The 25,093-nt window shown below is 38.5% G+C and carries 22 protein-coding genes and 1 riboswitch; of the genes, 17 read left to right on the top strand and 5 right to left on the bottom strand.

Features of this window, described 5'->3' with window-relative positions:
* Positions 1–538: 538 nt before the first annotated feature.
* Together metX and BWI96_RS12230 are read right to left on the bottom strand one after the other, a co-directional pair.
* Complete coding sequence (gene metX / locus BWI96_RS12235) at positions 539–1,909, bottom strand: homoserine O-acetyltransferase (protein WP_106636920.1); 1,371 nt, start codon at positions 1,907–1,909, stop codon at positions 539–541.
* An 88-nt stretch (positions 1,910–1,997) separates the two neighbouring features.
* Positions 1,998–3,302, bottom strand: coding sequence for an O-acetylhomoserine aminocarboxypropyltransferase/cysteine synthase family protein (locus tag BWI96_RS12230; RefSeq protein ID WP_106636919.1), 1,305 nt, complete (start codon positions 3,300–3,302; stop codon positions 1,998–2,000).
* 202 nt (positions 3,303–3,504) lie between these two features.
* Positions 3,505–3,622, bottom strand: a riboswitch (SAM riboswitch).
* Between the two features lie 220 nt (positions 3,623–3,842).
* Between BWI96_RS12230 and BWI96_RS12225 the strand changes: the two genes are divergently transcribed.
* The 17 genes from BWI96_RS12225 (at position 3,843) to BWI96_RS12150 (ending at position 22,271) form a co-directional block, all read left to right on the top strand.
* Positions 3,843–4,475 carry a NeuD/PglB/VioB family sugar acetyltransferase gene (locus tag BWI96_RS12225; RefSeq protein WP_106636918.1) on the top strand — a complete coding sequence of 211 codons (633 nt, stop codon included), beginning with the start codon at positions 3,843–3,845 and terminating at the stop codon, positions 4,473–4,475.
* A 712-nt stretch (positions 4,476–5,187) separates the two neighbouring features.
* On the top strand, positions 5,188–6,105 hold the full coding sequence (locus BWI96_RS12220; protein WP_232793699.1) for a tyrosine-protein phosphatase: 918 nt from the start codon (positions 5,188–5,190) through the stop codon (positions 6,103–6,105).
* A 280-nt stretch (positions 6,106–6,385) separates the two neighbouring features.
* A complete protein-coding gene (locus tag BWI96_RS12215) occupies positions 6,386–7,213 on the top strand; it encodes a polysaccharide biosynthesis/export family protein (RefSeq protein ID WP_106637090.1) in 828 nt (275 codons plus the stop codon).
* Positions 7,214–7,264: 51 nt separating this feature from the next.
* Positions 7,265–7,486: a hypothetical protein gene (locus tag BWI96_RS23300; protein ID WP_369804151.1), complete on the top strand. Its 222-nt coding sequence runs from the start codon at positions 7,265–7,267 to the stop codon at positions 7,484–7,486.
* A gap of 14 nt (positions 7,487–7,500) precedes the next feature.
* Entirely contained in the window at positions 7,501–9,576 is a 2,076-nt protein-coding gene (locus BWI96_RS12210; RefSeq protein ID WP_369804150.1) for a GumC family protein, read from the top strand.
* A 352-nt stretch (positions 9,577–9,928) separates the two neighbouring features.
* On the top strand, positions 9,929–10,627 hold the full coding sequence (locus BWI96_RS12205) for a sugar transferase (protein ID WP_106636917.1): 699 nt from the start codon (positions 9,929–9,931) through the stop codon (positions 10,625–10,627).
* A gap of 46 nt (positions 10,628–10,673) precedes the next feature.
* The gene (locus BWI96_RS12200; RefSeq protein WP_106636916.1) at positions 10,674–11,621 is read left to right on the top strand and encodes a GDP-L-fucose synthase; all 948 of its coding nucleotides are present in this window, start codon (positions 10,674–10,676) and stop codon (positions 11,619–11,621) included.
* Between the two features lie 111 nt (positions 11,622–11,732).
* Entirely contained in the window at positions 11,733–12,830 is a 1,098-nt protein-coding gene (gene gmd, locus BWI96_RS12195; RefSeq protein ID WP_106636915.1) for a GDP-mannose 4,6-dehydratase, read from the top strand.
* 132 nt (positions 12,831–12,962) lie between these two features.
* On the top strand, positions 12,963–14,525 hold the full coding sequence (locus BWI96_RS12190; protein ID WP_232793698.1) for a hypothetical protein: 1,563 nt from the start codon (positions 12,963–12,965) through the stop codon (positions 14,523–14,525).
* On the top strand, positions 14,488–15,384 hold the full coding sequence (locus BWI96_RS12185; RefSeq protein ID WP_106636914.1) for a polysaccharide pyruvyl transferase family protein: 897 nt from the start codon (positions 14,488–14,490) through the stop codon (positions 15,382–15,384). Before BWI96_RS12190 ends, BWI96_RS12185 begins: the two co-directional genes overlap by 38 nt.
* Positions 15,385–15,391: 7 nt before the next feature.
* The gene (locus tag BWI96_RS12180; RefSeq protein ID WP_106636913.1) at positions 15,392–16,390 is read left to right on the top strand and encodes a glycosyltransferase; all 999 of its coding nucleotides are present in this window, start codon (positions 15,392–15,394) and stop codon (positions 16,388–16,390) included.
* A gap of 60 nt (positions 16,391–16,450) precedes the next feature.
* Positions 16,451–17,443: a glycosyltransferase gene (locus BWI96_RS12175; protein ID WP_106636912.1), complete on the top strand. Its 993-nt coding sequence runs from the start codon at positions 16,451–16,453 to the stop codon at positions 17,441–17,443.
* Positions 17,444–18,712: an O-antigen ligase gene (locus BWI96_RS12170; protein WP_106636911.1), complete on the top strand. Its 1,269-nt coding sequence runs from the start codon at positions 17,444–17,446 to the stop codon at positions 18,710–18,712.
* Positions 18,669–19,175, top strand: a complete 507-nt coding sequence (locus BWI96_RS22900; protein WP_106636910.1) for a serine O-acetyltransferase — start codon at positions 18,669–18,671, stop codon at positions 19,173–19,175. The genes BWI96_RS12170 and BWI96_RS22900 overlap by 44 nt, the downstream gene beginning before the upstream one ends.
* A gap of 769 nt (positions 19,176–19,944) precedes the next feature.
* The gene (locus tag BWI96_RS23295; RefSeq protein WP_106636909.1) at positions 19,945–20,268 is read left to right on the top strand and encodes a glycosyltransferase; all 324 of its coding nucleotides are present in this window, start codon (positions 19,945–19,947) and stop codon (positions 20,266–20,268) included.
* The gene (locus BWI96_RS12155) at positions 20,265–21,263 is read left to right on the top strand and encodes an NAD(P)-dependent oxidoreductase (protein WP_106636908.1); all 999 of its coding nucleotides are present in this window, start codon (positions 20,265–20,267) and stop codon (positions 21,261–21,263) included. Before BWI96_RS23295 ends, BWI96_RS12155 begins: the two co-directional genes overlap by 4 nt.
* 258 nt (positions 21,264–21,521) lie before the next feature.
* Positions 21,522–22,271 carry a WecB/TagA/CpsF family glycosyltransferase gene (locus BWI96_RS12150; RefSeq protein ID WP_106636907.1) on the top strand — a complete coding sequence of 250 codons (750 nt, stop codon included), beginning with the start codon at positions 21,522–21,524 and terminating at the stop codon, positions 22,269–22,271.
* A 6-nt stretch (positions 22,272–22,277) separates the two neighbouring features.
* Here BWI96_RS12150 and BWI96_RS22375 read toward each other — a convergent pair whose 3' ends face one another.
* The 3 genes from BWI96_RS22375 to BWI96_RS12135 form a co-directional block, all read right to left on the bottom strand.
* Positions 22,278–22,622 (bottom strand): hypothetical protein, encoded by a 345-nt coding sequence (locus BWI96_RS22375; RefSeq protein WP_106636906.1) that lies wholly within the window; start codon positions 22,620–22,622, stop codon positions 22,278–22,280.
* A gap of 149 nt (positions 22,623–22,771) precedes the next feature.
* Positions 22,772–23,788 carry a capsule assembly Wzi family protein gene (locus BWI96_RS12140; RefSeq protein ID WP_106636905.1) on the bottom strand — a complete coding sequence of 339 codons (1,017 nt, stop codon included), beginning with the start codon at positions 23,786–23,788 and terminating at the stop codon, positions 22,772–22,774.
* 109 nt (positions 23,789–23,897) lie between these two features.
* On the bottom strand, positions 23,898–24,974 hold the full coding sequence (locus BWI96_RS12135) for a mannose-1-phosphate guanylyltransferase (RefSeq protein WP_232793696.1): 1,077 nt from the start codon (positions 24,972–24,974) through the stop codon (positions 23,898–23,900).
* Positions 24,975–25,093 lie beyond the last annotated feature (119 nt).

The following is a 25,093-nucleotide window of genomic DNA, read 5'->3' as shown; positions in this document are numbered from 1 at the left end:
CCTTATGGCATGCTCTAGAATGGAATGTAACGCTCACCTGAGACTCAGAACCCGTATAAAGATAAACTTCAGCTAGTTCTAAGGAAGTATGATTGATGATAAGCCAGAAAGGCCTAGGAGTCGTTTGTTAAGGGGCAAGTAAAGATGTCTGTAAATATCTGAAATACAAGACCAATGTATGTGAAACGTATCTTTTTAGCAGTGAAATAACCTTCTTTGTTTGTAAGGCATCATCACCATCTTTTTTATAAAATGCAATAGCAGGCGTATATAAAGAACGCTTCGAACGCAGAAAGGGCCAAATGCACCATTCCCTTATGTTATTCAGAAGTCATTTTAGAGCGTCTCTGACAGGCTCTTTATTTAAAAGCAGATACCTTAAAGTTTATTTCTAGCAATGAAGGATACGAAAGCCTTTTCAAGCTGGGTTACGCTCACGCAACCCTAGCTTCTAAAGAAGCCTCTAAAAAATTAAGCAATCTTACGATAAACATGATTTACGTTTCAAGCAAGATGCTGGTAAAACGAAGGTATAGATTTATTTGGCTTTTTTTAGAGGAAACTCCGGTGGCAAAGTTTGGCTTCTGCCGTCGCTTAAATAAATACGGTTATTTTTTTCGTCGAAGCTTTTAATGTGTCGGGTATTAACCAGAATGTGCGGTAGATGCGGACTCAGTAAGGTAAAATCGTAGTTTTCCTGTAAAGCCAAACTCACTTTATCCAGCACCGTATCTGACTCAATCCGGTTGCCGTTGATGAGATGAATGGTGTAGGGAGTAGCCAGGAACGAAATATTCTCCACGGCAATGTATTCACGGACACCTTTGCGAACATCCACCTGTACACGATCCCGAACGATAAGTTCTTCTTCTTCTACTTCAGGTTCCAATCGGTTCGATAATTCCCAGGTGCGAATGGTTTTAGTCATGAGTTCATTTTCCACAAGAAATCCATCATGACCATACAAAGAATCAATTTCAGTCAATTCAGCCTGGGGAATGTACCGAGCTAAAAACCGCTGTTCTTCCACCGGAAACAAGACATCCGATTGAATACCAATGATTAGTGTCTGGGCTTTAATTCGGTTAAGAGCCGCCATAGCTCCGCCTCGGTTTCTTCCCACATCGTGCGAATCCATCATTCGCGACAAACTATAGTAAGAGAAAGCGTTGAATCGTGAGGCAATTTTTTCGCCCTGATATCGCTGGTAAGAGCTAGCCCGGTAGTGATCAATTACCGATTCTTCGCGGGCTTGCGTATACTCATACATCACCGCACTGCGGTAACTCAGCAAGGCCGTAGCCCGGGCGGCTTTCATGCCGGCAGTACCTGCGTCGGCCCGGCGTTCCTGCCAGGTCTGATCGGCCTCAATAGCCATCCGTTGGGATTCATTGAAGGCAATACCCCAGGGTGACATCCGGGCGTTAGTAGCAATAAGAATCAGTTGCTTGAAAAGCTCGGGTTTCTGAATGGCCCATTCCAGAGCCTGCTGTCCGCCAAGCGATCCACCTACGAGCATGCAAAGCTGATGAATCTGCAAATGCTCCCGCAGTAAATCCAGACTTTTAACAACATCACGAATGGTTACGAGCGGAAAATCCTGATAATAAGGTTCCTGCGTAAGCGGATTAACTGATAAGGCCGAGGTAGAACCATAAGCCGAACTCAGCACATTCGCACAAATAATGAAATACTGTCGGGTATCTAATAGCTTTCCTTCGCCCACTAATCCGCTCCACCACTCGGTAACGTCTGAATTTCCCGTGAGGGCATGACAAATCCAGACGGCATTATCGGCCCGGTCATTAAGCTTTCCAAAGGTATGATAAGCTACCTGAATTTCGGGTAGGGTCTGTCCGCATTCTAAGTCAAAAGGATGCGGGTAATGAAATAGTTGTAACTCAGACAAAGCGTAAGCAATCAGTTAAGGACTTTCAAGTAAGTCAGTATGCAAATCGAGTGAAATAAGGTCGGAGCCAAAGCCCCGACCCTGGAGGCTAGGAACCTGAAACGGCCTGAATGGCCTGCTCTAGGTCCGCCTTAATGTCTTCAATGTGTTCAAAACCCAGCGAAATTCGGAGTAATCCCGGTTCTACGCCCGCCGTAGCCTGCTCGGCGGCTGAAAGCTGGGAGTGCGTCGTGCTGGCGGGGTGGATGATGAGCGTTTTCGCATCGCCCACATTAGCCAGGTGACTAATCAGTTTTAAGGAATTAACTAACTGATCTGCCGCTTCTTTTCCCGCTTTAAGCTTGAAGGTCAACACGCCGCCAAAGCCACGGGTTAAGTACTTCTGAGCCAGGGCGTGGTAGGGACTACTCGTCAAACCGGGGTAATTCACATATTCTACTGCTGGATGGTTTTCCAGCCAGGTCGCCAGAGCCAGAGCATTTTCGTTCGTCCGCTCTACGCGAAGCGAAAGCGTTTCGAGTCCCTGCAATAGTAAGAAGCTGTTGAAAGGAGCTTGTGAAGGTCCCCAATCCCGAAGTCCTTCTACCCGGGCCCGAATGATGAACTGAATATTACCGAAAGGACCATTAAAGCCGAATACATCATTTAATACCAGACCGTGGTAACTTGGTGAGGGTTCGGTAAACTGAGGGTACTTTCCATTGCCCCAGTTATAGGTGCCGCCGTCGATAATAACCCCTCCCATAGAAGTACCGTGACCGCCGATCCACTTCGTAGCCGAGCTAACAACCACGTGGGCTCCGTGTTTAAGAGGCTGAGCAATGGCCCCGCCTGCTCCGAATGTATTATCTACGATAATGGGCAGATCATACTTCTTAGCCAGGGCTGCGAAGGCTTCAAAATCGGGAATGTTAAATCCAGGGTTACCAATAGTTTCCAGATACAGGAACTTGGTGCGATCGTCAATGAGCCGTTCGAATGATTCGACTTTATCGCCTTCAGCAAAACGGGCTTCAACGCCAATATTTTTAAAGGAATTCTTAAACTGGTTATAGCTGCCGCCGTATAAATAGGAAGTCGTTACAAAGTTATCGCCAACGGTAGTAATGTTATTGATGGCAATAAACTGAGCCGCATGCCCCGAAGCCACCGAAAGGGCTGCCACGCCGCCTTCCAATGCCGCTATGCGTTTTTCAAACACATCGTGGGTGGGGTTCATAATGCGTGAATAAATGTTCCCAAATTCCTGAAGGGCAAAAAGCCGGGCTCCGTGAGCGGAATCATCGAACTGATAAGCCGTGGTTTGATAAATAGGAACGGCCCGGGCCTTAGTGGTTGGGTCAATCTCTTGGCCAGCGTGTAACTGGAGCGTTTCAAAACGTAATTCAGACATGTTGTTGCAGAATTAATGCGTGAATAAAAGATAGAGTTTAGAGTAAGCGTTTGAAACGAATCGTTTCTGCATGCAATCCACAACAAGAAGAAGTGCCCCCTGCGTAGGCGGATGAACTAAGAGTCAGGAAATCTGAGATGGAAAAAGAGGGCAGAATAGCAGCCCCCAATAAAAGGGTCGTCCGGTGCATGAAAGTTCGCTTTACTTATCTCTCCCCGGAGACCTTCCCCAGGGCAGGAATTAGCACCTTGTTTTCACCTCGTTGAAAATAGGTTGCCAGCGGTTCACAGAGCCCGTCTCTCCCCGCTTCTCGATAAGTCAGCATTTGGAACGGGCTGACTTTTCAAAGGCAAACTTAAAAAGGAATAGGCAAATGTGGAAAGAGCCGGATCGTTTTTTGTTCATTGGGGGTTATAATTACTTTGATTCACGCAAAATCAGTAACGAAAAGGCAGGGGATAATTATCAGGAGTGAACTTTCCCATGCTGATCTGCTACTTTTGTAAAAAACGTCAGTTGATGTACTGACACGCATACGTTATGGAAAACCCCGTCCTTATTTTTGGAGCCAAAGCTTTGGGTAAAACGGCTCTTGATATTTTTAATCGCAACGGCGTCATTGTGTACGGGTTTCTAGAAGACGAAACGAGCCTGCACGGAACCGAAATTGGTGAGGTATCAGTCTTTTCAGCGACTGACGATGAAGGATTTACTGAACTCATTGGAAATAAATGTGAAGCTTTTATAGCAGTAGAAGATCGGACCGAACGCAAAACACTGGTTGAGTACCTGCACGAAACTCGCCAGACGCAGCCTGTTAATGCTGTACATCCCTCGGCCATTATCTCGGAAGATGCTCACATCGGCCACGGAAATCTGATTGCGGCTGGCGTTATTGTTCAGACGTTTTCCAAAGTGAGTAACCACTGTATTCTCCACGCCGGAGTTATCATTGATACCGAAACTGTCCTGGAAGACTTTGTTCAGGTAGGAGCGGGGAGTGTAATCGGAATGGGAGCTAAAGTGGGAGAAAACACTTTCATTGGTTCTGGCGTAACGATTGTAGGCGGCGTCGAAATTGGGAAAAATGCCCGAATCGGAGCGGGGTCTGTCGTCATTGAAAACGTCGCGGCGGGTGCTACGGTCTTCGGTAATCCGGCTAAAAAGGTATAAAGTACGATCTCGATTTTATCAAAAGGGGTCCGGTTTAACGCATGTAACCGGGCCCCTTTTTGTTGCTACATGTATTAATAGACAGCTTCACTATTCTAGGTATAGTGCAAAACTGGGTTTATAGATTCTTCGTTCTACCACCTCTATGAGCTTAACATAAGTTATAAGAGTTATAGAAATTAAAAGAAGCGAATAAAGAAGTCTTGAAATATAAAAAATATAATTGAACTATTTTGCTAATATTTGGTAATGTTTATGAAAATATGGGTGCTTTAAGCTAATTAATGAATTGTTAATGAGTGTTTTTACTCTTAAAATTAGTGTAGTTAACATTTCGTATGGTATAATTTTTTGAAGACTTATTTAGCTTTGCTACTATAAAAAAAATGAATTATAAGAATGTAATTTTTTTCGATGAAACGTTTGAAATGACATCCATCTAGTAGATTTTCTCGTATTTATCTTTTGGAATTTCGTTCAGCAATTCTAAACAAAGTTGAATTATCCTTGTATATATTCTTTATAGACTCTAATTTAGGTAGAATTGGTTTCGAAAAGATTATTAGTTCTGTTCTAATAGGATTGATAAGTGTTTGAAACCTATCAGCGTGATAGTCAAAACTGATCTTGCTTTTTGTTGAACAGGTAGCTCAGTTTAGGGTAACAGGTCGATTTTACCGAGACTATTCCACCTTAATACACCGCTACAATTATGAATACGGAATTTGATGAAGTAGTTTCGCTATCTGAAAAAAACGAAGTTCGTTTGCGTGCGGGTGCTCAGATAGAAGCTAAAATGGCTCCTGAGACTCCTAATACAAGTGTGCCCCCCGTCCCCACTACTGAAAAGTCAATGAGTTCTACGAGTATATGGCAGCGTTTGAAAAACCGCTTTTTTACAGGGCAACAGCCCGATCTGGAAGAGCCCATTAAAGACTGCTTTTGGAAAGTTGATATACATTCACACCTTCTGCCAGGAGTAGATGACGGAGTTTCATCCTGGGAGGAAACCCTGGCCTGTTTAAAACAACTTTCCGAATGGGGTATAACTAAAGTAGTAACTACGCCCCACGTCAGCCGAGATTGGTTTCCTAACAAATACCATCATTTACTTGAGGGTCAGGAGCAATTGCAGTCCCTGGTACGGGAGCATAACCTCCCCCTAACGATTGAAGTAGCCGCCGAATACCTTCTTGATGATTTTTTCCTTGATTTATTAAAAAGCCGGGAAGTGTTAACCTTTGGGCCGGAAAAGTATATATTAGTAGAAACGGCCTGGTCTTCGGCTCCGCTGCATCTCTCAGATTTAATTTTCCGAATCCAGTCGGCGGGATACACGCCCATCCTGGCCCATCCGGAGCGGTATAAATATTATAAAAATTTTGAAGCCGAACTAGCCCATCACCGAGAGGCTGGTTGTTTGCTACAACTCAATGCAATGTCACTTACGGGCAAGTATGGAGAGCAGGCCCGTCGACAAGGAAAAATCCTATTGCAAAAAGGCTGGGTAGACTTTATAGGTAGTGATCTGCATCGGCCAGCGGATTTACCCCGATTCGAGAAGATTTTTTCCTTGCCAGAATTCAAGCAATTAACTCAGCAACCATTGCAGAATTCTAAGTTGTTATGATTATAACAAGAAATAGGATTTTACCAAGTTAGTACTATTCCTAGCTTGGCCATAGGACCGGATTGTTATGTAAATGTTGTGTTATCATTATATTTATTTTGAAGAATTCTGAAAAAATAGTTGAAAATACTGAGTAATTAGCGATTTTAATTGATTTTTGATAGTAAATTATATTTTTTTCAGGTTTACCCCTTCTAAAATTAGTTGTTCACGAAAAATTGTATTTTCTTTGAAAAAGAGTTCAGAGTTCGCCGCCATTTTGCACTATTTTAAGCTTTATATGTCTACCAGATCAATCCGCCGGGATCGGGTATCTTTAGTGAAGAATCTTGCTTCATTATCCGTCCTTGCCCTACTGCTTTCCGGTTGTGTATCCTCGAAAAACCTAGCTCTTTTTCAGGACGGCCCTAATACAACCGTTGATAGCTTAAGTATAGCGAAGCAATATACTCCAACCATACAGGTAGGAGACGTTCTTAATATCTCTGTAAATAGTTTAAATCCAGAAGCCTCTGCCATTTTCAATTTGCCCGAAAACATGGCTATGGTACAAGGTCAAGGATTGATGTCCTCTGCTAATCCATTAGCCTACCAGCCCGGGTATGTAGTTAGCAAAGAAGGATCGATTGATTTTCCAATGTTGGGTAAAATTACCGTAGCAGGGCAGTCATCCGCTCAAGTTGCTGCTCATATAAAGGAAAAACTTAAATCTTATTTGAAAGAAGCTTCCGTAAATGTTCGGAATGTAAACTTCCGTATTTCAGTGCTGGGTGAGGTAAATCATCCTTCATTGTTTCTAATTAATAATGAACAGGTAACCATTCTTCAGGCTTTGAGTATGGCGAGTGATCTGACCATTTTCGGAAAGCGGGAAAATGTATTAGTGATTCGGGAAGAGAATGGTAAAAAGACCTTTGCTCGTTTGGATCTGACCAAGCGGGATGTGTTCAGCTCGCCCTATTATTATTTACATCCGAATGACGTAGTATACGTAGAACCTAATCAGGCCCGGGCCGCTTCTACGGATAATACCTATCGGATAGCACCCATTGTCATTAGTGCGGCTTCGGCCGTACTGGTTTTAGTAAGTGTTCTGGTTCGAAGATAAGTACTAGTTAATCACGAAATCTAATTATTGGCAATCCACTCTATTTAATTTATGGCAACGAATAATCCTTATACCTCATATGTACCTTACCAGGTCGTAGAGACGGATCAGACAAACATTCGGGCAATCCTTCTTCGTTACCTTCGCAACTGGCCCTGGTTTCTGGGATCATTGGCAGTAGCGTTAGCAGCTGCTTATGTATACCTGCTTTATCAGCAACCCATTTACCGAACCCAAGCAAGCCTTTTAATCAAGGATGAAAAAAAGGTGTAGATACGGGCGAGCTGATGAAACAGCTGGACATTTTTGGTCAGCAAAAGCTGGTAGATAACGAAATTGAAATTTTGAAGTCTTACACGTTAATGAATAAGGTGGTAAACGACCTAAATCTTGACGTTAAGTTCTTTGCTCCTACTACGTTTGGTAAGCGGGAAGTATACGGAGACATGCCAGTGAAAATGCTCATTGAACAAGCTAAGCCTGACTTGTATAAACAAAAACTGACACTTAGCTTTCCTGAGAACAATATCGTTCGTGTAAATGACCGTAATTATCAAGTAAATCAAAGCGTAGAAACCCCTTATGGTCGTCTTCGTTTCTTTGCTTCTAAACCCGTCATTAAAAGTGATGAGCAATACATTGCTCAAGTTGCCTCCCGAGCTCAGACTGTTGAAGCATATCTAAAGAATCTAAAAACGGAAACGACTAGTAAGCAGTCTACGGTTATTCAATTAACTTTAGAAGATGCAGTTCCAGCTAAGGCAGAAGCCATTTTAAATAAACTGATTGATGAGTATAACTCAGCAGCAGTAGAAGATAAAAATAAAACGGCTGCTAATACACTGAAATTTCTGGAAGAACGTCTGGGATTGGTTTCCAGTGAATTACAGAACGTAGAAAAAAACGTCGCTCAATATAAAACAGCTCAAGGGATTACTGATTTAAGTGCTCAAGCTCAAAGCTTTCTGCAAACGGTTCAGCAGAACGATGCTCAGTTGAGCCAAGTAAACATACAATTGGGAGCTATTGGGGACGTAGAAAGATACATTAACTCGCGTAGTGCTGAACGGACGGGGGCACCTTCCGCTGCTGCATTAAATGATCCTGTTCTACTGGGGCTTATTACAAAAGTATCTGAGCTAGAACTAGAACGCGAACGCCTAGCCCGTACTACTTCTGAACAAAACCCGATGCTGCAAACGCTGGAAAGTCAGATCAAGTCCATTAAGTCTAATATTCGTGAAAACGTGCAGTCGACTAAGGAAATTCTAAATACTTCCAGAAATCAGTTGATGGCTACGAACCGGAAAATGGAAGGTGTGATTCGCAGCATTCCTCAAAAAGAACGTTCGCTTATTGATATCTCACGTCAACAGGCAATCAAAAATGATCAGTATACTTTCCTGCTACAGAAACGTGAAGAAACGGCTGTTTCCTACGCTTCTACCATTGCAGATAGCCGTACGGTTGACGCTGCTCGAAGTTCTAATGACCCCGTTAAACCTGTAGGTAAAATGATTTTTGCTTTATTTGGTTTGGTCGGTTTAGTTATTCCGGTGGCAGCTATGACTGCTCGCGATGCGATGAATAATCGAGTGATGCGTCGGACAGATGTAGAAGAGCTGACTAATGTACCTATTCTGGGTGAGGTAGTGAAGAGTAAAGATGCGGACCGATTGATTATGGCTCCTCAAAATCGCTCGGTGATTTCAGAACAGATTCGTACCATCCGTACCAATCTCCAATTTCTTAAGGCTGCCTCTGATAGTCAGGTGCTTCTGTTTACTTCTAGTATATCAGGCGAAGGAAAATCTTTCGTATCACTTAATCTTGGGGCTAGTTTGGCACTGGTGGATCGTCCGACGGTTATTCTAGAAATGGACTTACGTAAGCCTAAACTTCGTGAATCTTTAGGAATGCCTAATGGTATTGGAATTAGCAATTACCTAATTGGTGAGTGTACTCTGGAAGAGGCTTTACAACCCATCCCTGGTTACGATAATTATTACCTGATGCCGAGTGGTCCAGTTCCACCAAATCCTTCGGAGTTATTAAGCAGCCCACGTCTGGAGCAATTGATGAAAGAATTACGGGAACGCTTCAGTTATGTTTTGGTGGATTCACCGCCGATTGGTTTGGTTACGGATGCTCAATTAGTAGCCCCCTTTGCTGATACTACGATGTATTTGGTACGTCACGATGTAACACCCAAACATTACCTGAAAATGATCGATACGCTCTATAAGGAGCAACGTTTTCAGAAACTAAATATCATCCTTAATGGCGTAGGCGAAGGAGAAGCTTACTACTATAGCTATAGCTATGGCTATTATGGAGAGGACGAAAAGAAAAAATTAAATTAAAATACAGGTAGGGGAGTAGTTGCCCATTGCTCCCCTGCCCCAGTTGCTGAGTTCGTAATTAACCCGTTTAGTAAAATGCTGATTACTAAACCACCTGAAACTTATATTTTTAATCGAAACCGCCACACGATTATGAACCTTCGGTTGAGTAAATCGCCACCCCACCAGTTATGATTTTATGAGAATTAGTCCTGTTAAAAGACTAATTCACTAGCCCTGATATTTAATAATTATTGAGTTTACTATCAGTTTGATTGATAGTCAGGGTATAGTATGCCAAAAGCAAGGGAGTTTGCTTCCATCATGCTGGTCATTTCCCAACCATACAAAATCATAAAATCCGCCTGTAATCATGAAATACTCAACAGATACTCTTCGACTGGATACTACGTATTTTGAATCAGAAGAAGCTTCATCATACGTAACTAGAAAATCTACTCTACTCCTTTCAAAACCATCTTCTACTCCTTTAGGTAAACGCTGTTTTGACGTAGTGATGTCCAGCTTTGTTATCCTAACTGTATTGGTATGGTTAATTCCCATTATTGGTATTCTTATTAAACTGTCTTCACCCGGACCTGTTTTCTTTGTCCAGTGGAGAACGGGTCGCAATGGTCGCCGTTTCCGGTGTTTGAAGTTCCGCACCATGCGAACAAATCAGGTTGCTCCTTTCAAGCAAGCTTCGGCGAATGACCCTCGCATTACGAAAATAGGAGCCTTTCTTCGCAAGACTAATCTAGATGAGATGCCTCAGTTCTTGAATGTTCTCTGGGGTGATATGAGCATTGTAGGACCACGTCCTCATGCCGTTGAACACGATGCTCAGTATTGGAGTGTCGTTCCCAATTTCCCTGCCCGTTACTTAGTAAAACCGGGCATTACGGGGCTAGCTCAAACGCGAGGTTTACGTGGCGAAGCAGGTCTTAGAGATATGGAACAGCGATTGAAAATGGATCAGTGGTATATCAGAAGAAGATCGGCCGTACTAGACGCTAAAATCTGCTGGTGGACGGTTGAAAAGATGATTAAAGGTGACGAAAAAGCCTATTAGTCTAGCTTTACTTATCCATTCCCCATTCTAATAGAAACCAATATTCATGAATAATTCCAGCAAGATTTACATTGCCGGTCACCGCGGCATGGTGGGCGGAGCTATCAAGCGTTACCTGGAAAATCAGGGCTATACTAATATTCTGGTTCGTACTTCCAAAGAACTGGACTTGCGTAATCAACAGGCCGTTGCTGATTTTTTCGAAACCGAAAAACCAGAATATGTTTTTCTGGCCGCGGCTAAAGTAGGAGGGATTGTAGCAAACAATACATATCGGGCCGAGTTTCTTTATGATAACCTAATGATTGAAAGCAATATCATTCATTCGGCTTATCAAAACGGAGTCACCAAATTGCTCTTCTTGGGTAGCAGCTGTATTTATCCCAAAATGGCTCCACAGCCCCTCAAAGAAGAATACCTGCTAACAGGAGAGCTGGAGCCTACCAACGAGCCATACGCTATTGCCAAGATCGCCGGAATCAAACTATGCGAAGCATATCGCGATCAATACGGAGCTAACTTCATTTCGGCGATGCCTACTAATCTTTACGGCATTGGAGATAATTACCACCCTCAAAATTCTCACGTTTTACCAGCTCTAATTCGCAAGTTTCACGAAGCGAAAGAAGCAGGGACACCCAGCGTAACCATCTGGGGTACGGGTTCACCGATGCGTGAATTCCTGTATGCTGATGATTTGGCAGAAGCTTGTGTTTTCCTAATGAACGAATACGAAGGCCGGGAGCTGGTAAATATTGGCACGGGCGAAGATCTGACCATTAAAGAACTGGCTCATATTGTCCAGAAAGTGGTGGGTTTTGAAGGGAATCTGGAATTTGATACTTCCAAACCTGATGGTACACCTCGTAAACTCATGGATGTTAGTAAACTACACAGTTTGGGCTGGAAACATACCGTCGAGCTAACCGAAGGTATAACGAAAGCTTATGCAGATTTCCTTTCGAAAGAAGAAGTCGTAGCGGCTCATAACTAAGTATATAATACCCTTCTATAAATCTTACCAAATCCAGTGGACTAGTATTCGGCCTGGAAAACTGAAAACTGAAAACCGCAACAGCGGCCGCTGAAAACAAAAAACTAAAAGATGAAAACGGCATTAATTACCGGCGTCAATGGTCAGGACGGAGCCTATCTGTCAGAGTTATTATTAGAAAAAGGCTACATGGTACACGGCGTAAAACGCCGGGCATCCTTAATTAATACCGAGCGGATTGACCATCTTTACCAGGATCCCCACGAAAAAGACGTTCGTTTCAAGTTGCACTACGGTGATATGACGGATTCGACGAACCTGATTCGTATCATCCAGGAAACACAACCTGACGAGATTTATAACTTGGCGGCTATGTCTCACGTAAAGGTGAGCTTCGATACGCCTGAGTATACCGCCAATGCCGATGGAATTGGTACGCTTCGCATCCTTGAAGCGGTTCGTATTCTGGGACTAGAAAAAAAGACTAAAATCTACCAGGCGTCAACTTCTGAATTATACGGTTTAGTACAGGCCGTTCCTCAGAAAGAAGATACTCCTTTCTATCCTCGTTCTCCTTATGCGGTTGCTAAACTTTACGGTTACTGGATTACAGTAAACTATCGTGAAGCTTATGGTATGTATGCCTGCAATGGTATCCTGTTTAACCATGAGTCTCCTTTACGTGGCGAAACCTTCGTTACGCGTAAAATTACCCGTGCAGTGGCAGCGATTGGTTTAGGATTACAGAACTGCTTATATCTGGGTAACCTGGATGCACAGCGGGACTGGGGCCACGCTAAAGATTACGTAGAGGCGATGTGGAGAATTTTGCAACAAGAGCAACCTGAAGATTATGTAATCGCTACGGGTGTAACTACTCGTGTACGTGAATTCGTGAAAATGGCTTTTGCAGAAATTGGAGTAACTGTAGAATTCAAAGGCGAAGGCGTAGAAGAAAAGGGTTATGTGGTAAGCTGTGCCAACTCAGAATTCCAATTGGAAGAAGGGAAATGTGTGGTTGCAGTAGATCCGGCATATTTCCGTCCCACAGAAGTAGAATTATTAATTGGTGATCCTACGAAATCGAAAACCAAATTAGGTTGGGAGCCTAAGTATGATTTGCCAATGTTGGTAAAGGAAATGGTAGAGAAAGATGTAGAAGTATTTAAACGTTCAGGTAAAACGCAGTTTGAACATTTAATTGGATAAAATTAAATAGGGTATTGGATTAATGTATTTCAAAAATCTAATACCCTATTTATTCTAAATAAATAATAAAAGAGAATAGCTAATATAATTCTGAATCATAGGAAAGTAATATAACTATATTATTATTTTTTAATGGAAAAAGAAAATTCTCAGGGACGTGTAATAAAAAATACTATCATTCTATACGGAAGGATGGTGATTACAATTGGTGTTTCCCTATATTCAACAAGATTAGTATTAAATGCATTAGGTGCTGTTGATTTTGGGATATATAATTTGATTGCTGGAATTATAGTGATGTTGTCATTTCTTAATTCAGCAATGTCTACATCAACCCAGAGGTATTTGTCTTATTATCAAGGTAAGAAAGATGAGAGCATGCAAAGGAAAGTATTCAGTAATAGCTTGATTTTGCATATTATTATTGGACTAAGTATAGTAGGTATGCTAGAATTAGGTTCATTGTTTATTTTTGATGGGATTTTAAATATACCTCTAAATAGATTAGAGGCGGCCAAAAATATATATCACTTCATGTCAGTTGCTGTCTTTTTTACGATAGTAGCGGTACCCTTTTCTGGATTATTGATATCTCACGAAAATATAGTATGGGTGGCATTGATAAATATAATTGAGACACTGATTAAACTTGGTATTGCTATAGGGTTATACTATATAAGTAAAGATAAATTGATTACTTATGGTTGTAGTATGGCACTTATAAGTGCAATCTCTTTAGTGATATATTTAATAATATGTTTAAATAAATACAAAGAATGTACTATCAAAGTTTATAAAGATTACGATAAGCCTATTATAAAAGAATTAGGATTTTTCGCCAGTTGGAATTTATTTGGAGCCCTATGTAGTGTAGGTAAAACCCAAGGACTTGCCATTATACTAAATGTTTTTCTTGGAACCTTAGTAAATGCTGCGTATGGTATAGCTAATCAGGTTTCAGCACAGATGAATTTTTTCTCATCGGCTATGCTGCAAGCTCTGAATCCACAAATAATGAAGAGTGAGGGAGCAGGTGATCGTAGTAAAATGCTGAAGCTGTCAATGGCAGGAAGTAAATTTGCTTTCTTTTTACTGGCTTTCATAGCTATTCCTGCAATTTTCGAAATCAAGAATATCTTAGAACTTTGGTTGAAAAATGTACCTCCGTATACGGTAACCTTTTGTCAGTTAATATTGATTGGAATTATGACTAATCAATTAACTATTGGCCTGCAATCAGCTTTACAAGCAACCGGTAAAATCAAAACTTATCAAACTGTAGTTGGAGGTGTGCAATTGCTTACTATCCCATTAGCTTTTTTATTATTGAAATTAGGTTTACCAGATTATTCAGTATTAGTAGGACTGATTGTTATAGAGTTTATAGCTTGTATACTTAGAATTTATTTTTTACACAAAATTGCTGGGTTATCAATCAGTGAGTATTTATATAAAGTAATACTAAAAGAAGTTATACCTGTAATTGTCAGTGTAAGCATTTGCTGGTTAATAGTACAGTATATACAAGTTGAATACAGGTTTTTACTCACTTTTGCTGTCTCTATATTTTTCTTTTTTGTAGCCGTGTATTTTTTCGGTCTGAGTAATGAAGAAAAAAATCAAGTTAAAACATTAATAAAAAACAAATTACTATCTAATGGGAAAGTTAAAAGTATTCTGGTGGAAACACGTTGATAACTTTGGTGATGCTCTTAATCCTTACTTGGTTGAAAAAGTAGGTACAAAAAAGGTTCAATATTTTAGTCTGACCCCTACAGATGAAGCGATTAAGGACATCGCTAAATCAATCCTTAGATTTAAGAAGCTTAACGAGCATGCATTAGTCTCTTTTACAAGTTTCGGACATAGAATGTTAGTAATTGGCTCAGTAATTTCTAAGTCAAATAGTAATACTACGGTTTGGGGAGCGGGATTCATGAATGAGAACGAAACGTGTAAAGGAGGTAAATTTTATGCAGTAAGAGGCAAAGAAACGATCAGAAAGCTAAAAGAGTTAGGTTTCAAAGATGATCCAGCTATAGGTGATCCAGCTTTGTTGCTACCATTGATATATAAGCCGAAAGTTACAAAAAAGGTTAAGCTTGGGATTATACCACACTGGACCGAAGTAGAATCATTTAGAACTAGATATGCTGCTAAGTATAAATTAATTGACTTGGTAACGAAGGACATTGAAGGTGTAGTAGATCAAATAGCTTCGTGTGATTATATTTTGTCTACATCATTGCACGGAGTAATTGTTGCTCATGCCTATGGTATTCCAGCTATATGGGTGAAAGAAGGATACATTCATACGGATGGCTTTAAATTTAATGATTATTTTTCTTCTATAAATATTCCTTACTATGATGGATTTAATATAGAAGAGATTCTTAATAACCATACTATCGAAGAATTTTTTGAGATTCATAAAAATATAGCTACTGCTAATATTAATCTATTTGAACTTCAAAAATCATTGTTAAAGGCAGCTCCTTTTGAATTAAAAGAAGAATTTAAGAAAATAGTTGCTACTAAAGAAGTAAAAATTTAATAGAGCTGTGAACAAGGAAAACCCTGAAGTTTCAGTTATTGTTCCCGTTTATAATGTTGAGTCTGTTTTAGAAAAATGCATCAGAAGTATCTTAGCTCAAACTTATAGAAACTTTGAGCTAATATTGATAAACGATGGTAGTACAGATAATTCATTTACCATTTGCGAAAAATATTCGAGAATTGATTCTAGGATAACAGTTTTGCATAAGCTCAATGGCGGTGCTAGTTCCGCGAGGAACATGGGGATCGCTCATGCTAAGGGTAAGTGGATTACTTTTGCAGATAGTGACGATTCAGTTGAAGAAATTTGGTTGGATAATTTTATACAAAATGCTAACCATGTAGACTTGGTCGTACAAGGTTTTAAAGTATTCTACGATTCATCTATTAAAAGTAGTGCCAGAATAGACGGTGATAATGTTGCTATTGGCATGGATGATGAACGTGGGGTGACAAAGAAGGACCTAAGAATATTTATTCATAAGTTAAAGTCTAAAGGAATATTTGGATACTTATGGTGCAAAATGTTCAGGAAAAGTATAATACAAGATAATAATCTAAAGTTTAATGAGTCTTATAAAATTCAGGAAGATGAGGATTTTATACTTAGATATATTTTATTAATTAATACTTATTCAAATGTAAAAGAAGGGTATTACAAGTATAACCATCCTGATTATTCTAAGAAATACGTTGAAGATAAAAATTGTATAATTAATCTATGGGCATTAGCTAAAATATTTTATGAGTCTGATGCTCATATAGACATTTTTGCGAAAGTTTATGGCAATCAACTTGTTAGATCCATAACAAGAATGTACGTAAGGAAAGAAGAAAAAGTGAACCGCCTGGAAAGTATAAAATTTTATATCGATGAATTTAGTGATTTCAATATAAAGCCATCAGGAATTCGTTCTGTTATCTTTTTAAACATAGTTAATAGATTTTCACTTTCTAATGCAGATAGATTATATGAAATCATATTTGGTAGTATTTTAAAATAGTGTTCTTTAATTGTTGCCAAATCGAGATAAATATATGTTTACCATCTTAAATTTAAGAGTATGCCTTTAGTTAGTGTAATATTGCCTGTCTACAATGGAGAAAAATACATTCATGAAGCTGTTATGAGTGTATTAAACCAAACATTTAAAGACTTTACTTTGTTTGTTTTAGATGACGGATCAACAGATGCAACTATTGAACAATTGGAAACAATTGATGATAGCAGGATGATTATACATAGAAATATTACCAATAAAGGTTTGATATATACTTTGAATAAAGGGTTGGATTTGTCCAAAGATTATAAGTATATCGCTCGTATGGATGCAGATGATATAAGTTTAGAAGATAGATTCGAAAAACAAATTAATTTCTTAGAGAGAAATCCTAAAATAGGACTTATAGGAAGTGCTATGCAGCAATTTGGAAGTGATAAATCTGATAATAAAAAAATTTATAGACCCGACACGGCAGAAAAAATTACATCTACATTTCTTTTCTATAATCCTATTTCTCACCCAACTGTAATGATGAGAAGCAAGGTAGTTTTCAATGAGTACTCTTATGATTTTCCTAAATATGAGGACTATCATTTATGGATTGAATTATATTCTAAAACTAAATTTCATAATCTAAAAGATATTTTAGTTAAGTATAGGCGACATAATACAAATGTGACTTCAACTTACCAAGAGGATATAGAAAGTGATCATGATTATATTAAGAAATTGATCAAACTATTTTGTGATTATTCATCACTAAATCTTACCGAAGAAGAAATTAACGTTATAAGTATAATATCTAGCAAAGTGAGATACAGCTTGAACAATAATTTTGATGTTCAATATCTATTCAAAGTTAAGAATGATATCTTGAGCAAACTAAATCATCTATTTGATAAAGAATATTTTAATTATTTATTTCTAGAAAGATTATTTTCATACTTTTTGTTTTTTAAAAAATATGATTGTGCTATAGAAACATTTATTAAGATGAGTTTTTACGGAAAAAAGAAACTAGTTTATTCGATTTTGAATTTAAATAAAAACTAAATGGCCAAAAATAGTTATATAAAAACGAGCTCTAATGATAACCTTTACTTGGAAGGTAATTTTAAGGACAAGAACGATTTATTCTTATTAGTGTTAAATATATATTTTATTTTATCGTATATATCTATTTTTATTTCAGATATACGTTATGCAAAATATGCTTTACCTATAGTAGTTAGTTTTTTAGTTTTGCAGAACAAAAAAAATAGAATTGTATATGAGCTAGAAATGGCCAAATTATATTTAAAATATTTTCTGTATTTCTATGTTATTTTATATTTAGTTTATTTTTTCTTTCAAGGAGTATTTGGCAATAATTTGTCTTTCAGATCAATTGCGAATGCTTTATTTGTAATACTTCCAATACTAACAGTGTACTTATTGGCTCCACTAATTAAAGTTCATAGGATTGACTATTATTTTAAATATATAACATTTTTAACTATTGGAGGATATGTATTAGAAAAAAGAGAGTCCTTATTAAATTCTATTTTAGAGTGGCGTCAAATATTCTCTGCTATTGAAGATTCTTCAGTATCGAGTGAGAGTAATCTATATCCATTCCTATTGTCGCTACTTCTGCTTTACAGTTTTTATTATAAAATAGGTTGGAAATATAGCCTACTTATACTGATTTTTGTAATATTAGGATTTAAGAGAATTGTTCTTCTTTCTATCTTAGTAGCTTATTGTTTATATAAACTGCCATTTTTATATAGAATTATATTATCTAATATTAAGTTTTTTTCATCCTTATTTTCTTTAATTGCTGTTGTTATAATTCTATTCTATTATAATATAGCTGATGGCCAATATGATGACTATTTATTTAATAATTTTGGTATTTACACTAATGCATTTATGCAAGGACGTCAAAATTTATATGCTTTAGTTATTAAAGAATTAGAAAAAGATAATTTGATTTTTGGCTCTGGAGTTGGAAGTGTCGATAATATTCTAATTCAGTATGGGAACGAAATAAATAACGTAACTAACCTTCACTCTGAATTGCTTAGATGGTTTTTAGAGTTAGGAATTATTGGTTATACTATATGGTTATTTATGTTTTTTAAAAGTGTAGAATATAGTAGATACATATTTATTATGTTTATATTCCTTTTTATATTATTAATAACTGATAATGTGATGATTTACTTTGATTATATGATGTATTATTATATATTATCTGTTTTTTCAATTTTAAAGGAAAAGAAATATAGTTCTCATGAATATTTTTCAAGATTACAAACGGAACAAAAAAAATATTAAAGGGCAGATTATATTAATTCTGTTCAGAATTTCGCACATTCCGTATAATAATAAATTTCTATTTATTATATGGGTGCCATATCTAATCGCCTATAGGGTATTTGTGGAATGGATTCTAGGAATAGAGATACCCTACAAAACTGAAATAGGTAAAGGACTAGTTGTTTTTCATGGACATGCCTTAGTTGTTAATGATGGTACTGTTATTGGAGAAAATTGTGTTCTGAGACATTGTACAACGATAGGGAATAAGCAATTACCAGATGGCTCTTATTCTACTTGCCCTAGAATAGGTAATAACGTTGATGTAGGTGCTAATGTTTGCATAATCGGGCCAATATCGATTGGAAATAATGTTACTATTGGTGCAGGATCTACCGTGGTAAAAGATGTTCCTGCTAATTGTGTAGTAGTTGGAAATCCAGCTCGAATTATCAAATATTTAAATGTTGATAGCTTATAATTACTATTATGAAATTTTTGATTGTGGGTCAAACTCCTCCCCCCTATGGAGGCCAGAGTATTAATATTGCAAGAATGATTGATACGCTGAAAAAAAACTCGATAAATTATAAGTTTATTAGGATGAATTTTAGTGAAGAAATGAGTGAAAATGGATCTGTTAGTTTTAAAAAAATTATAAAGTTATTTCAATTATTTATTAATATAAATTATAATATCATTTTTAATAGACCGGATTTTTTATATTATCCACCATCTGGTTCTGAACGTGTACCTGTTATTAGAGATATTGTTCTTTTGTTTTTTGCGAGATTATTTAAAGTAAAAATAATATTTCATTTCCATGCTGGTGGAATAGCTAGCCTATATCCTGAACTCAAGGGTACTATTAGACTCATGTTTGAAAAAGCGTTTTTTTTTCCTGAGTATTCTATATGCCTTAGTTCTTTGGGAAAAAGTGATCCAATTTTCTTGAAGTCTCATAATATAAGCGTTATTCCCAATGGTGTAGAAAATATTTATAGGGACTCCTTACAAAGAAACCTCTCAGATAAATTTATTGTTCTATTTATTGGTGTATGCCGAGAAACGAAGGGGATATTAGACTTTTTGGAAGTTGTTAAGCAATGCAATTCAATTAACCCATTAATAATAGGAAGAATAATTGGAAAAACCTTTTCTGATATTGAAGAAAAAGCTATTGAAGAGGCTGTCAAAAAGGTTATGTTGAATATTACGGAGTTAAGACAGGGAATGATAAAGATGCTCTTATGTTTAGTTCAAATGTATTATTATTTCCTACATTTTTTGAACATGAGAATTTTCCCACTGTTATACTTGAGGCATTTTCTTGTGGTATTCCTGCTATATCAACTAATTGGAGAGGTGTTCCTGATCAAATTACGAATGATTATAATGGGTATGTCCATGAAATTCATGATTATGAAGGTATGAAAAAGTCAATATTGTATCTTTTTGAGAATCCCACTAGATACGAAGAAATTTGTTTAAATGCCCGTAATAGCTATTTGATGAATTACTCTCTTGAAAAATTCGAGAATAATATTGTTAATTTTTTTAATTCACTGAAATGAAATCAATTCTGATTACTGGTGCTTCAGGCTTTATAGGGACAAACCTAGTTGACTTTTTATTAGAAAAAGGATATGATAAAATAATTAACCTGGATAAAAAGAATCCATTAAAAGATAGCCACAACTCCTATTGGGTTAAGGGTAATATAATGAATGAAGACGAAGTACTAGCTATATTCAATGACTATAGACCAGATACTGTCATTCATTTAGCCGCTAGAACGGATACTTTGAGTGACAAACTTGAAGATTATCTGGAAAATCATGAAGGAACTCGCCGATTACTCAATGTTGTTAAAAAGTGTAATTTTATTGAGAGAATAATAGTTACTTCTACTCAGTACGTTTATAAATCTAAAAGTAAGATATTTCCCTCTGATATGTATGACTTTGAGCCTCATACAGTCTATGGTCAAAGTAAAGTTCTTACAGAAAAGTATACGCATTCTGCAGATCTAAAATGCTTGTGGACAATTATTAGACCTGCTAATATTTGGGGCCCTTGGCATATGCGTTACCCTGTTGAATTGTGGCGAATGATAGATAAAGGGTTATATTCTCATCCTACGAATAATCAAGTTATTAGAACTTATGGGTATGTGAAAAATATTGTACATCAAATCTATAATATTTTAATTGCACCTTCTGAAGTAGTAGATAAGAAAACATTTTATGTGGGAGATTTACCTATAGATTCTTATTCATGGCTCAATGAAATTTCTATGCAGTTGAATGGTAAAGAAGTTAAAAGAGCTCCTTACGTACTTTTTAAAAGTGTGGCATTAGTGGGGGACGTTCTTAGAACTTTTAAAGTTCCATTCCCATTGTATTCTCAACGTTTAGATAATATGATTGAGGATTATCCTGCTCCGACAAAGTTAACTGTCGATACTTTTGGTCAATATAATCCTGATTTATCTAATAACGTAAAGGAAACCATTAATTGGTTGAAAGGCGAAGGCAAAGTACATTTTGAATATTGGAATAGTAAGTAGCGTTGTACTAATACTAGTTTTAAATAATTTAATTACATCATTTCTAACGTAATTAAATTATTTAAAACTAATTGTTTATACATCAATAGCAATGTCCTTTAACCTATTTTTCATAAAAGTATTGATTATGCTCTAATCTGTTAATTCAATATGACGGAATTTCAGATGTAGAACATATATAATAAGGCGTTTATGCTGAGTTGAGAATGGCACAAAGCATTAAAACACAATTAAATAGAGGCATTAAATTGTAAATACATGCAACTCATTAGCATTAAAATTAGCTCGGGCCCTTATCAAAGCTTTATTGATAAGCTTGTATATATGGCATGCAACCAAATTCCTGCTTACTGTTGCGTTGCTAATGTACATATGCTAGTAGAAGCTTACAATAATGAGGCCTTTGCATCGATAGTCAATAACGCAGATTTAGTGACTCCAGATGGAATGCCTTTAACTTGGGGATTGAAGCTTGTGCATGGAATTCAGCAAGACCGTGTTGCAGGGATGGATCTGCTACCTGATTTATTGGCAGAAGCATCTAAATTACAACTGCCTGTTTATTTCTACGGAGGAACTCAGGCCATGTTGGATCAAACAGATGCGTATATTAGAAAAGTATACCCTTCCTTGCACGTAGCAGGCATGTATAGTCCGCCATTTAGACCTTTAACTGCCGAAGAAGATCAGCAAATAGTGGATAAAATTAATGCTAGTGGGGCTAGAATGATCTTTGTAGCTCTAGGATGTCCTAAACAGGAAAAATGGATGGCTTCCATGAAAGGGCGGATTCAGGCAACAATGATTGGTATTGGAGGAGCTTTACCAGTAATGGTAGGCATGCAGAAAAGAGCTCCAGAATGGATGCAAAAAGCAAGTCTGGAATGGTTGTATCGACTGGTTCAGGAACCCAAACGTTTATTTAAACGCTATGCAGTTACAAATACTACTTATTTGTGGTTATTAACTAAAGAGCTATTTACTAAAAAGCGGCTGAAAACAACTTAAGCGGGTTTAAAACCAGCCTGTTTTCCGTAAAGTGAGCATGCCAGCTACTGATGGAGTAAGCCATTGGCCTGCATCTGCGGCTAGACTGCCTTTCCATTCCAATCCTCCCCACAAGCCACTTGGTACGACTACTTCTAGTAGACCAGAAAATTGCTTAACTCCCCCTGGTATGGGTTCTAGACTAAAGGGACGACCTCGGTTCCAGCTCTGAGAGAGCAAAGCATGAAATTTAACGCCATTGGCCAGCTGCCCTATGGCTCCAATATGAATTACCTGAATACGATTATTAACAATCATCGAGAAGTTCCGGTAAGGACCCCGCAAATTGTACCATTTGGGAGTAGTATCCATCCATCGAGTGATGAAGGGAGTCCCAATAATACGTCGTTCGTTTGTCCATCCATTGATGTACTGATAGTTATGGAAATAATCATCATTACCTTTGGGATACTTAGGACCGCTTTGATTAAGGGTTGTGACAAACTCAGCCGTTATATTGGTTAATCGAAAACTACGTATGGGCTCTGTAGTGCGGTTTTGCCAACGTACTCCGTATGTTCCATCTGGTAAATTACCAAAACTACCCCAGACATGTCTTCCCAGGGTCGTTGAATATAAAACAGAAAATTGGTGCGTCGAAGACTAAGCTCTAGAGCTATATCCACGGATCCTAAGTGGTTACCTGAACGGTTGGCGGTATCGAAAGCAGTAAAACCACTCCCTCCTTTTTCTTCTATCTTACTCGGCCAGAAGGCTCTTTTATAAGCTCCCCAGCCAGAAGGTAAATATCCATTATTAGATAAGCTATTATTTAAATACCTGGAGTATCCGCCCCACTGAACAAAGTGATTCATTCCTCCGTAAAAACGTACTTTCCAGGTAGGTTTACCAATGCGTACAAATAAAGCTTTCGCATGTAAATAGACATTCTGCATAGAGTCGGTATTGGTAAACCATCCATGACTGATGAATGCATTCAAAGAAATAACACCCTTAGTGAATTTTAAAGGAGCGTAATCTTTAGTACCTATGCGAACTTGAGTAATTGGAACCGCATTACCTGACCATGCATAGGAACCTGAAGTAAGGAGCGTATCAGTGATGCCATTGATTTCCTTGCGACGTCCTACATACAACTCGGCATGACCTAGCCTAACCGCCGCGTACGCTTCAGGTAAGATCAAGCGGGAAGAGCGATTCAGGTTTCCTACGGCTTCTACACCTGCTTTTAGATAAGGTTTTCGATTCTGTGTTGCGTCTCCCCATAAGCCCGTAGCTCCTAAGGTAATCAGGGCTGATGGGGATTCAAATGGAACAGTACCAAACTGATTGGACCGTAGCCAAAAGGGGGTACGGGAACTCGTAGAAACCAATCCACCCAACTCAGCTTTATAGCGAATACCCCGCGTTACCGTGGTGTCGTAGACGGGACGATTGAATTGACTGTAGGCAGGGAAATGACAGAGGAAACAGAGAAGGCACCCAAGGGAGTAACCCAAAAGTCGATAAAGCTGCATATGGCGGTAGTTCAAAAAGAATATACTCTTTACTAAAGACAAACCCAGAAAACCAGAAGAAGGTTTTCCGGGTTTGTCTTAGATGATATGAAGAATATCATTCAAAGGGTTACACAAACTCTAAGCCCCGAGTCGAAGCATCAGCTACAAAAGTTTTTACTTTCTGTTCCTGATCTTTAGGGCAGATCATCAGTACGTTGTCAAACTCAGCAACGATGAAGTCCTGGAGGCCTTCAACGACTACCAGTCGCTCTTTAGGTGTTTTAATGATGGAACCCGTCGTGTTATGTGTCACAATGTGTCCATCCATCACATTGCCGTTTTCGTCTTTTTCGCTTACTTCATAAAGAGACTTCCACGTACCTAAGTCCGACCAGCCAATGTCACTTAATACGACGTGCACATTCTGGGCTTTTTCCATCACACCATTGTCAATGGAAATGCTTTGGCAAAGAGGATAGTGCTGGAGCAGGTCTTCAGCTTCTTTTTCGGTATAGTAATGATTTTCCAACTTTTCGAAGACCTCGTGAAGCTCGGGCAGGTAGGATTCAAAAGCCTTTCGGATTGAATTGGCATTCCATACAAAAATACCGGCATTCCAAACGTAGTCGCCACTTTCCAAGAAAGCTTGAGCCAGCTGTAAATGAGGCTTTTCGGTGAAAGTTTTCACGCGTTTTACCTCTCCTTCGGCTTGGTCATCAAACTGAATGTAGCCGTAACCCGTATCGGGGCGAGTAGGGGTAATACCCAGCGTAACCAACAAGTCTGAATTCTCAGTAGCATCGAGAGCCACTTTAATCCGGTCAACGAATTCTTTTTCTTTAAGAATTAAATGATCGGCGGGCGTAACGACGATATTGGCTTGAGGGTCACGGGCGGCAATTTTATAACAGGCATACCCAATGCAGGGAGCCGTGTTGCGACGGGAGGGTTCCAAAAGAATTTGGTGATCCGAAAGCTGGGGTAACTGCTGTTTGGTTAAATCGTAATATTCCTGGGAAGTGACAATGTAGACGTTTTCAGGAGGACAGATTTCTGCCAGCCGGTCGAAGGTCATTTGCAGCATGGTGCGGCCAACGCCTAATACATCGTGAAATTGTTTGGGGTAACTCTGACGGGAGAAAGGCCAGAATCGGGTGCCTACGCCCCCGGCCATAATGACTACATAGGTATGGGGTGAACTCATTTTAAACGGGCGGATGCATTTAGAAGCAAAACAGAGGAAAGCCTCTTGTTCTACTTAGGTCTAAGTTCAGGAAAAAGTATAGCCCCTGGAGGGCTCAGGTGGGGTAATGAAATTTAAAA

It is taken from the genome of Siphonobacter sp. SORGH_AS_0500 (assembly GCF_002838835.1).
Taxonomy (GTDB): domain Bacteria; phylum Bacteroidota; class Bacteroidia; order Cytophagales; family Spirosomataceae; genus Siphonobacter.
This window is presented reverse-complemented; position numbering and strand designations above follow the sequence as displayed.

Excerpts from the sequence above, each read along its gene's own strand:
- BWI96_RS12230 (WP_106636919.1), bottom strand. The coding sequence starts at position 3,302 with ATGTCTGAATTACGTTTTGAAACGCTCCAGTTACACGCTGGCCAAGAG.
- gmd (WP_106636915.1), top strand. The coding sequence starts at position 11,733 with ATGAAAACGGCATTAATTACCGGCGTCAATGGTCAGGACGGAGCCTAT.
- BWI96_RS12170 (WP_106636911.1), top strand. The coding sequence starts at position 17,444 with ATGGCCAAAAATAGTTATATAAAAACGAGCTCTAATGATAACCTTTAC.
- BWI96_RS12205 (WP_106636917.1), top strand. The coding sequence starts at position 9,929 with ATGAAATACTCAACAGATACTCTTCGACTGGATACTACGTATTTTGAA.
- BWI96_RS12155 (WP_106636908.1), top strand. The coding sequence starts at position 20,265 with ATGAAATCAATTCTGATTACTGGTGCTTCAGGCTTTATAGGGACAAAC.
- BWI96_RS12135 (WP_232793696.1), bottom strand. The coding sequence starts at position 24,974 with ATGAGTTCACCCCATACCTATGTAGTCATTATGGCCGGGGGCGTAGGC.
- BWI96_RS12215 (WP_106637090.1), top strand. The coding sequence starts at position 6,386 with ATGTCTACCAGATCAATCCGCCGGGATCGGGTATCTTTAGTGAAGAAT.
- BWI96_RS12225 (WP_106636918.1), top strand. The coding sequence starts at position 3,843 with ATGGAAAACCCCGTCCTTATTTTTGGAGCCAAAGCTTTGGGTAAAACG.
- BWI96_RS12210 (WP_369804150.1), top strand. The coding sequence starts at position 7,501 with ATGAAACAGCTGGACATTTTTGGTCAGCAAAAGCTGGTAGATAACGAA.
- BWI96_RS12150 (WP_106636907.1), top strand. The coding sequence starts at position 21,522 with ATGCAACTCATTAGCATTAAAATTAGCTCGGGCCCTTATCAAAGCTTT.
- BWI96_RS12190 (WP_232793698.1), top strand. The coding sequence starts at position 12,963 with ATGGAAAAAGAAAATTCTCAGGGACGTGTAATAAAAAATACTATCATT.
- BWI96_RS12185 (WP_106636914.1), top strand. The coding sequence starts at position 14,488 with ATGGGAAAGTTAAAAGTATTCTGGTGGAAACACGTTGATAACTTTGGT.
- BWI96_RS23300 (WP_369804151.1), top strand. The coding sequence starts at position 7,265 with ATGGCAACGAATAATCCTTATACCTCATATGTACCTTACCAGGTCGTA.
- BWI96_RS12200 (WP_106636916.1), top strand. The coding sequence starts at position 10,674 with ATGAATAATTCCAGCAAGATTTACATTGCCGGTCACCGCGGCATGGTG.
- BWI96_RS22375 (WP_106636906.1), bottom strand. The coding sequence starts at position 22,622 with ATGGATACTACTCCCAAATGGTACAATTTGCGGGGTCCTTACCGGAAC.
- BWI96_RS12220 (WP_232793699.1), top strand. The coding sequence starts at position 5,188 with ATGAATACGGAATTTGATGAAGTAGTTTCGCTATCTGAAAAAAACGAA.
- BWI96_RS12140 (WP_106636905.1), bottom strand. The coding sequence starts at position 23,788 with ATGCAGCTTTATCGACTTTTGGGTTACTCCCTTGGGTGCCTTCTCTGT.
- BWI96_RS22900 (WP_106636910.1), top strand. The coding sequence starts at position 18,669 with ATGAATATTTTTCAAGATTACAAACGGAACAAAAAAAATATTAAAGGG.
- BWI96_RS12175 (WP_106636912.1), top strand. The coding sequence starts at position 16,451 with ATGCCTTTAGTTAGTGTAATATTGCCTGTCTACAATGGAGAAAAATAC.
- BWI96_RS23295 (WP_106636909.1), top strand. The coding sequence starts at position 19,945 with ATGTTTAGTTCAAATGTATTATTATTTCCTACATTTTTTGAACATGAG.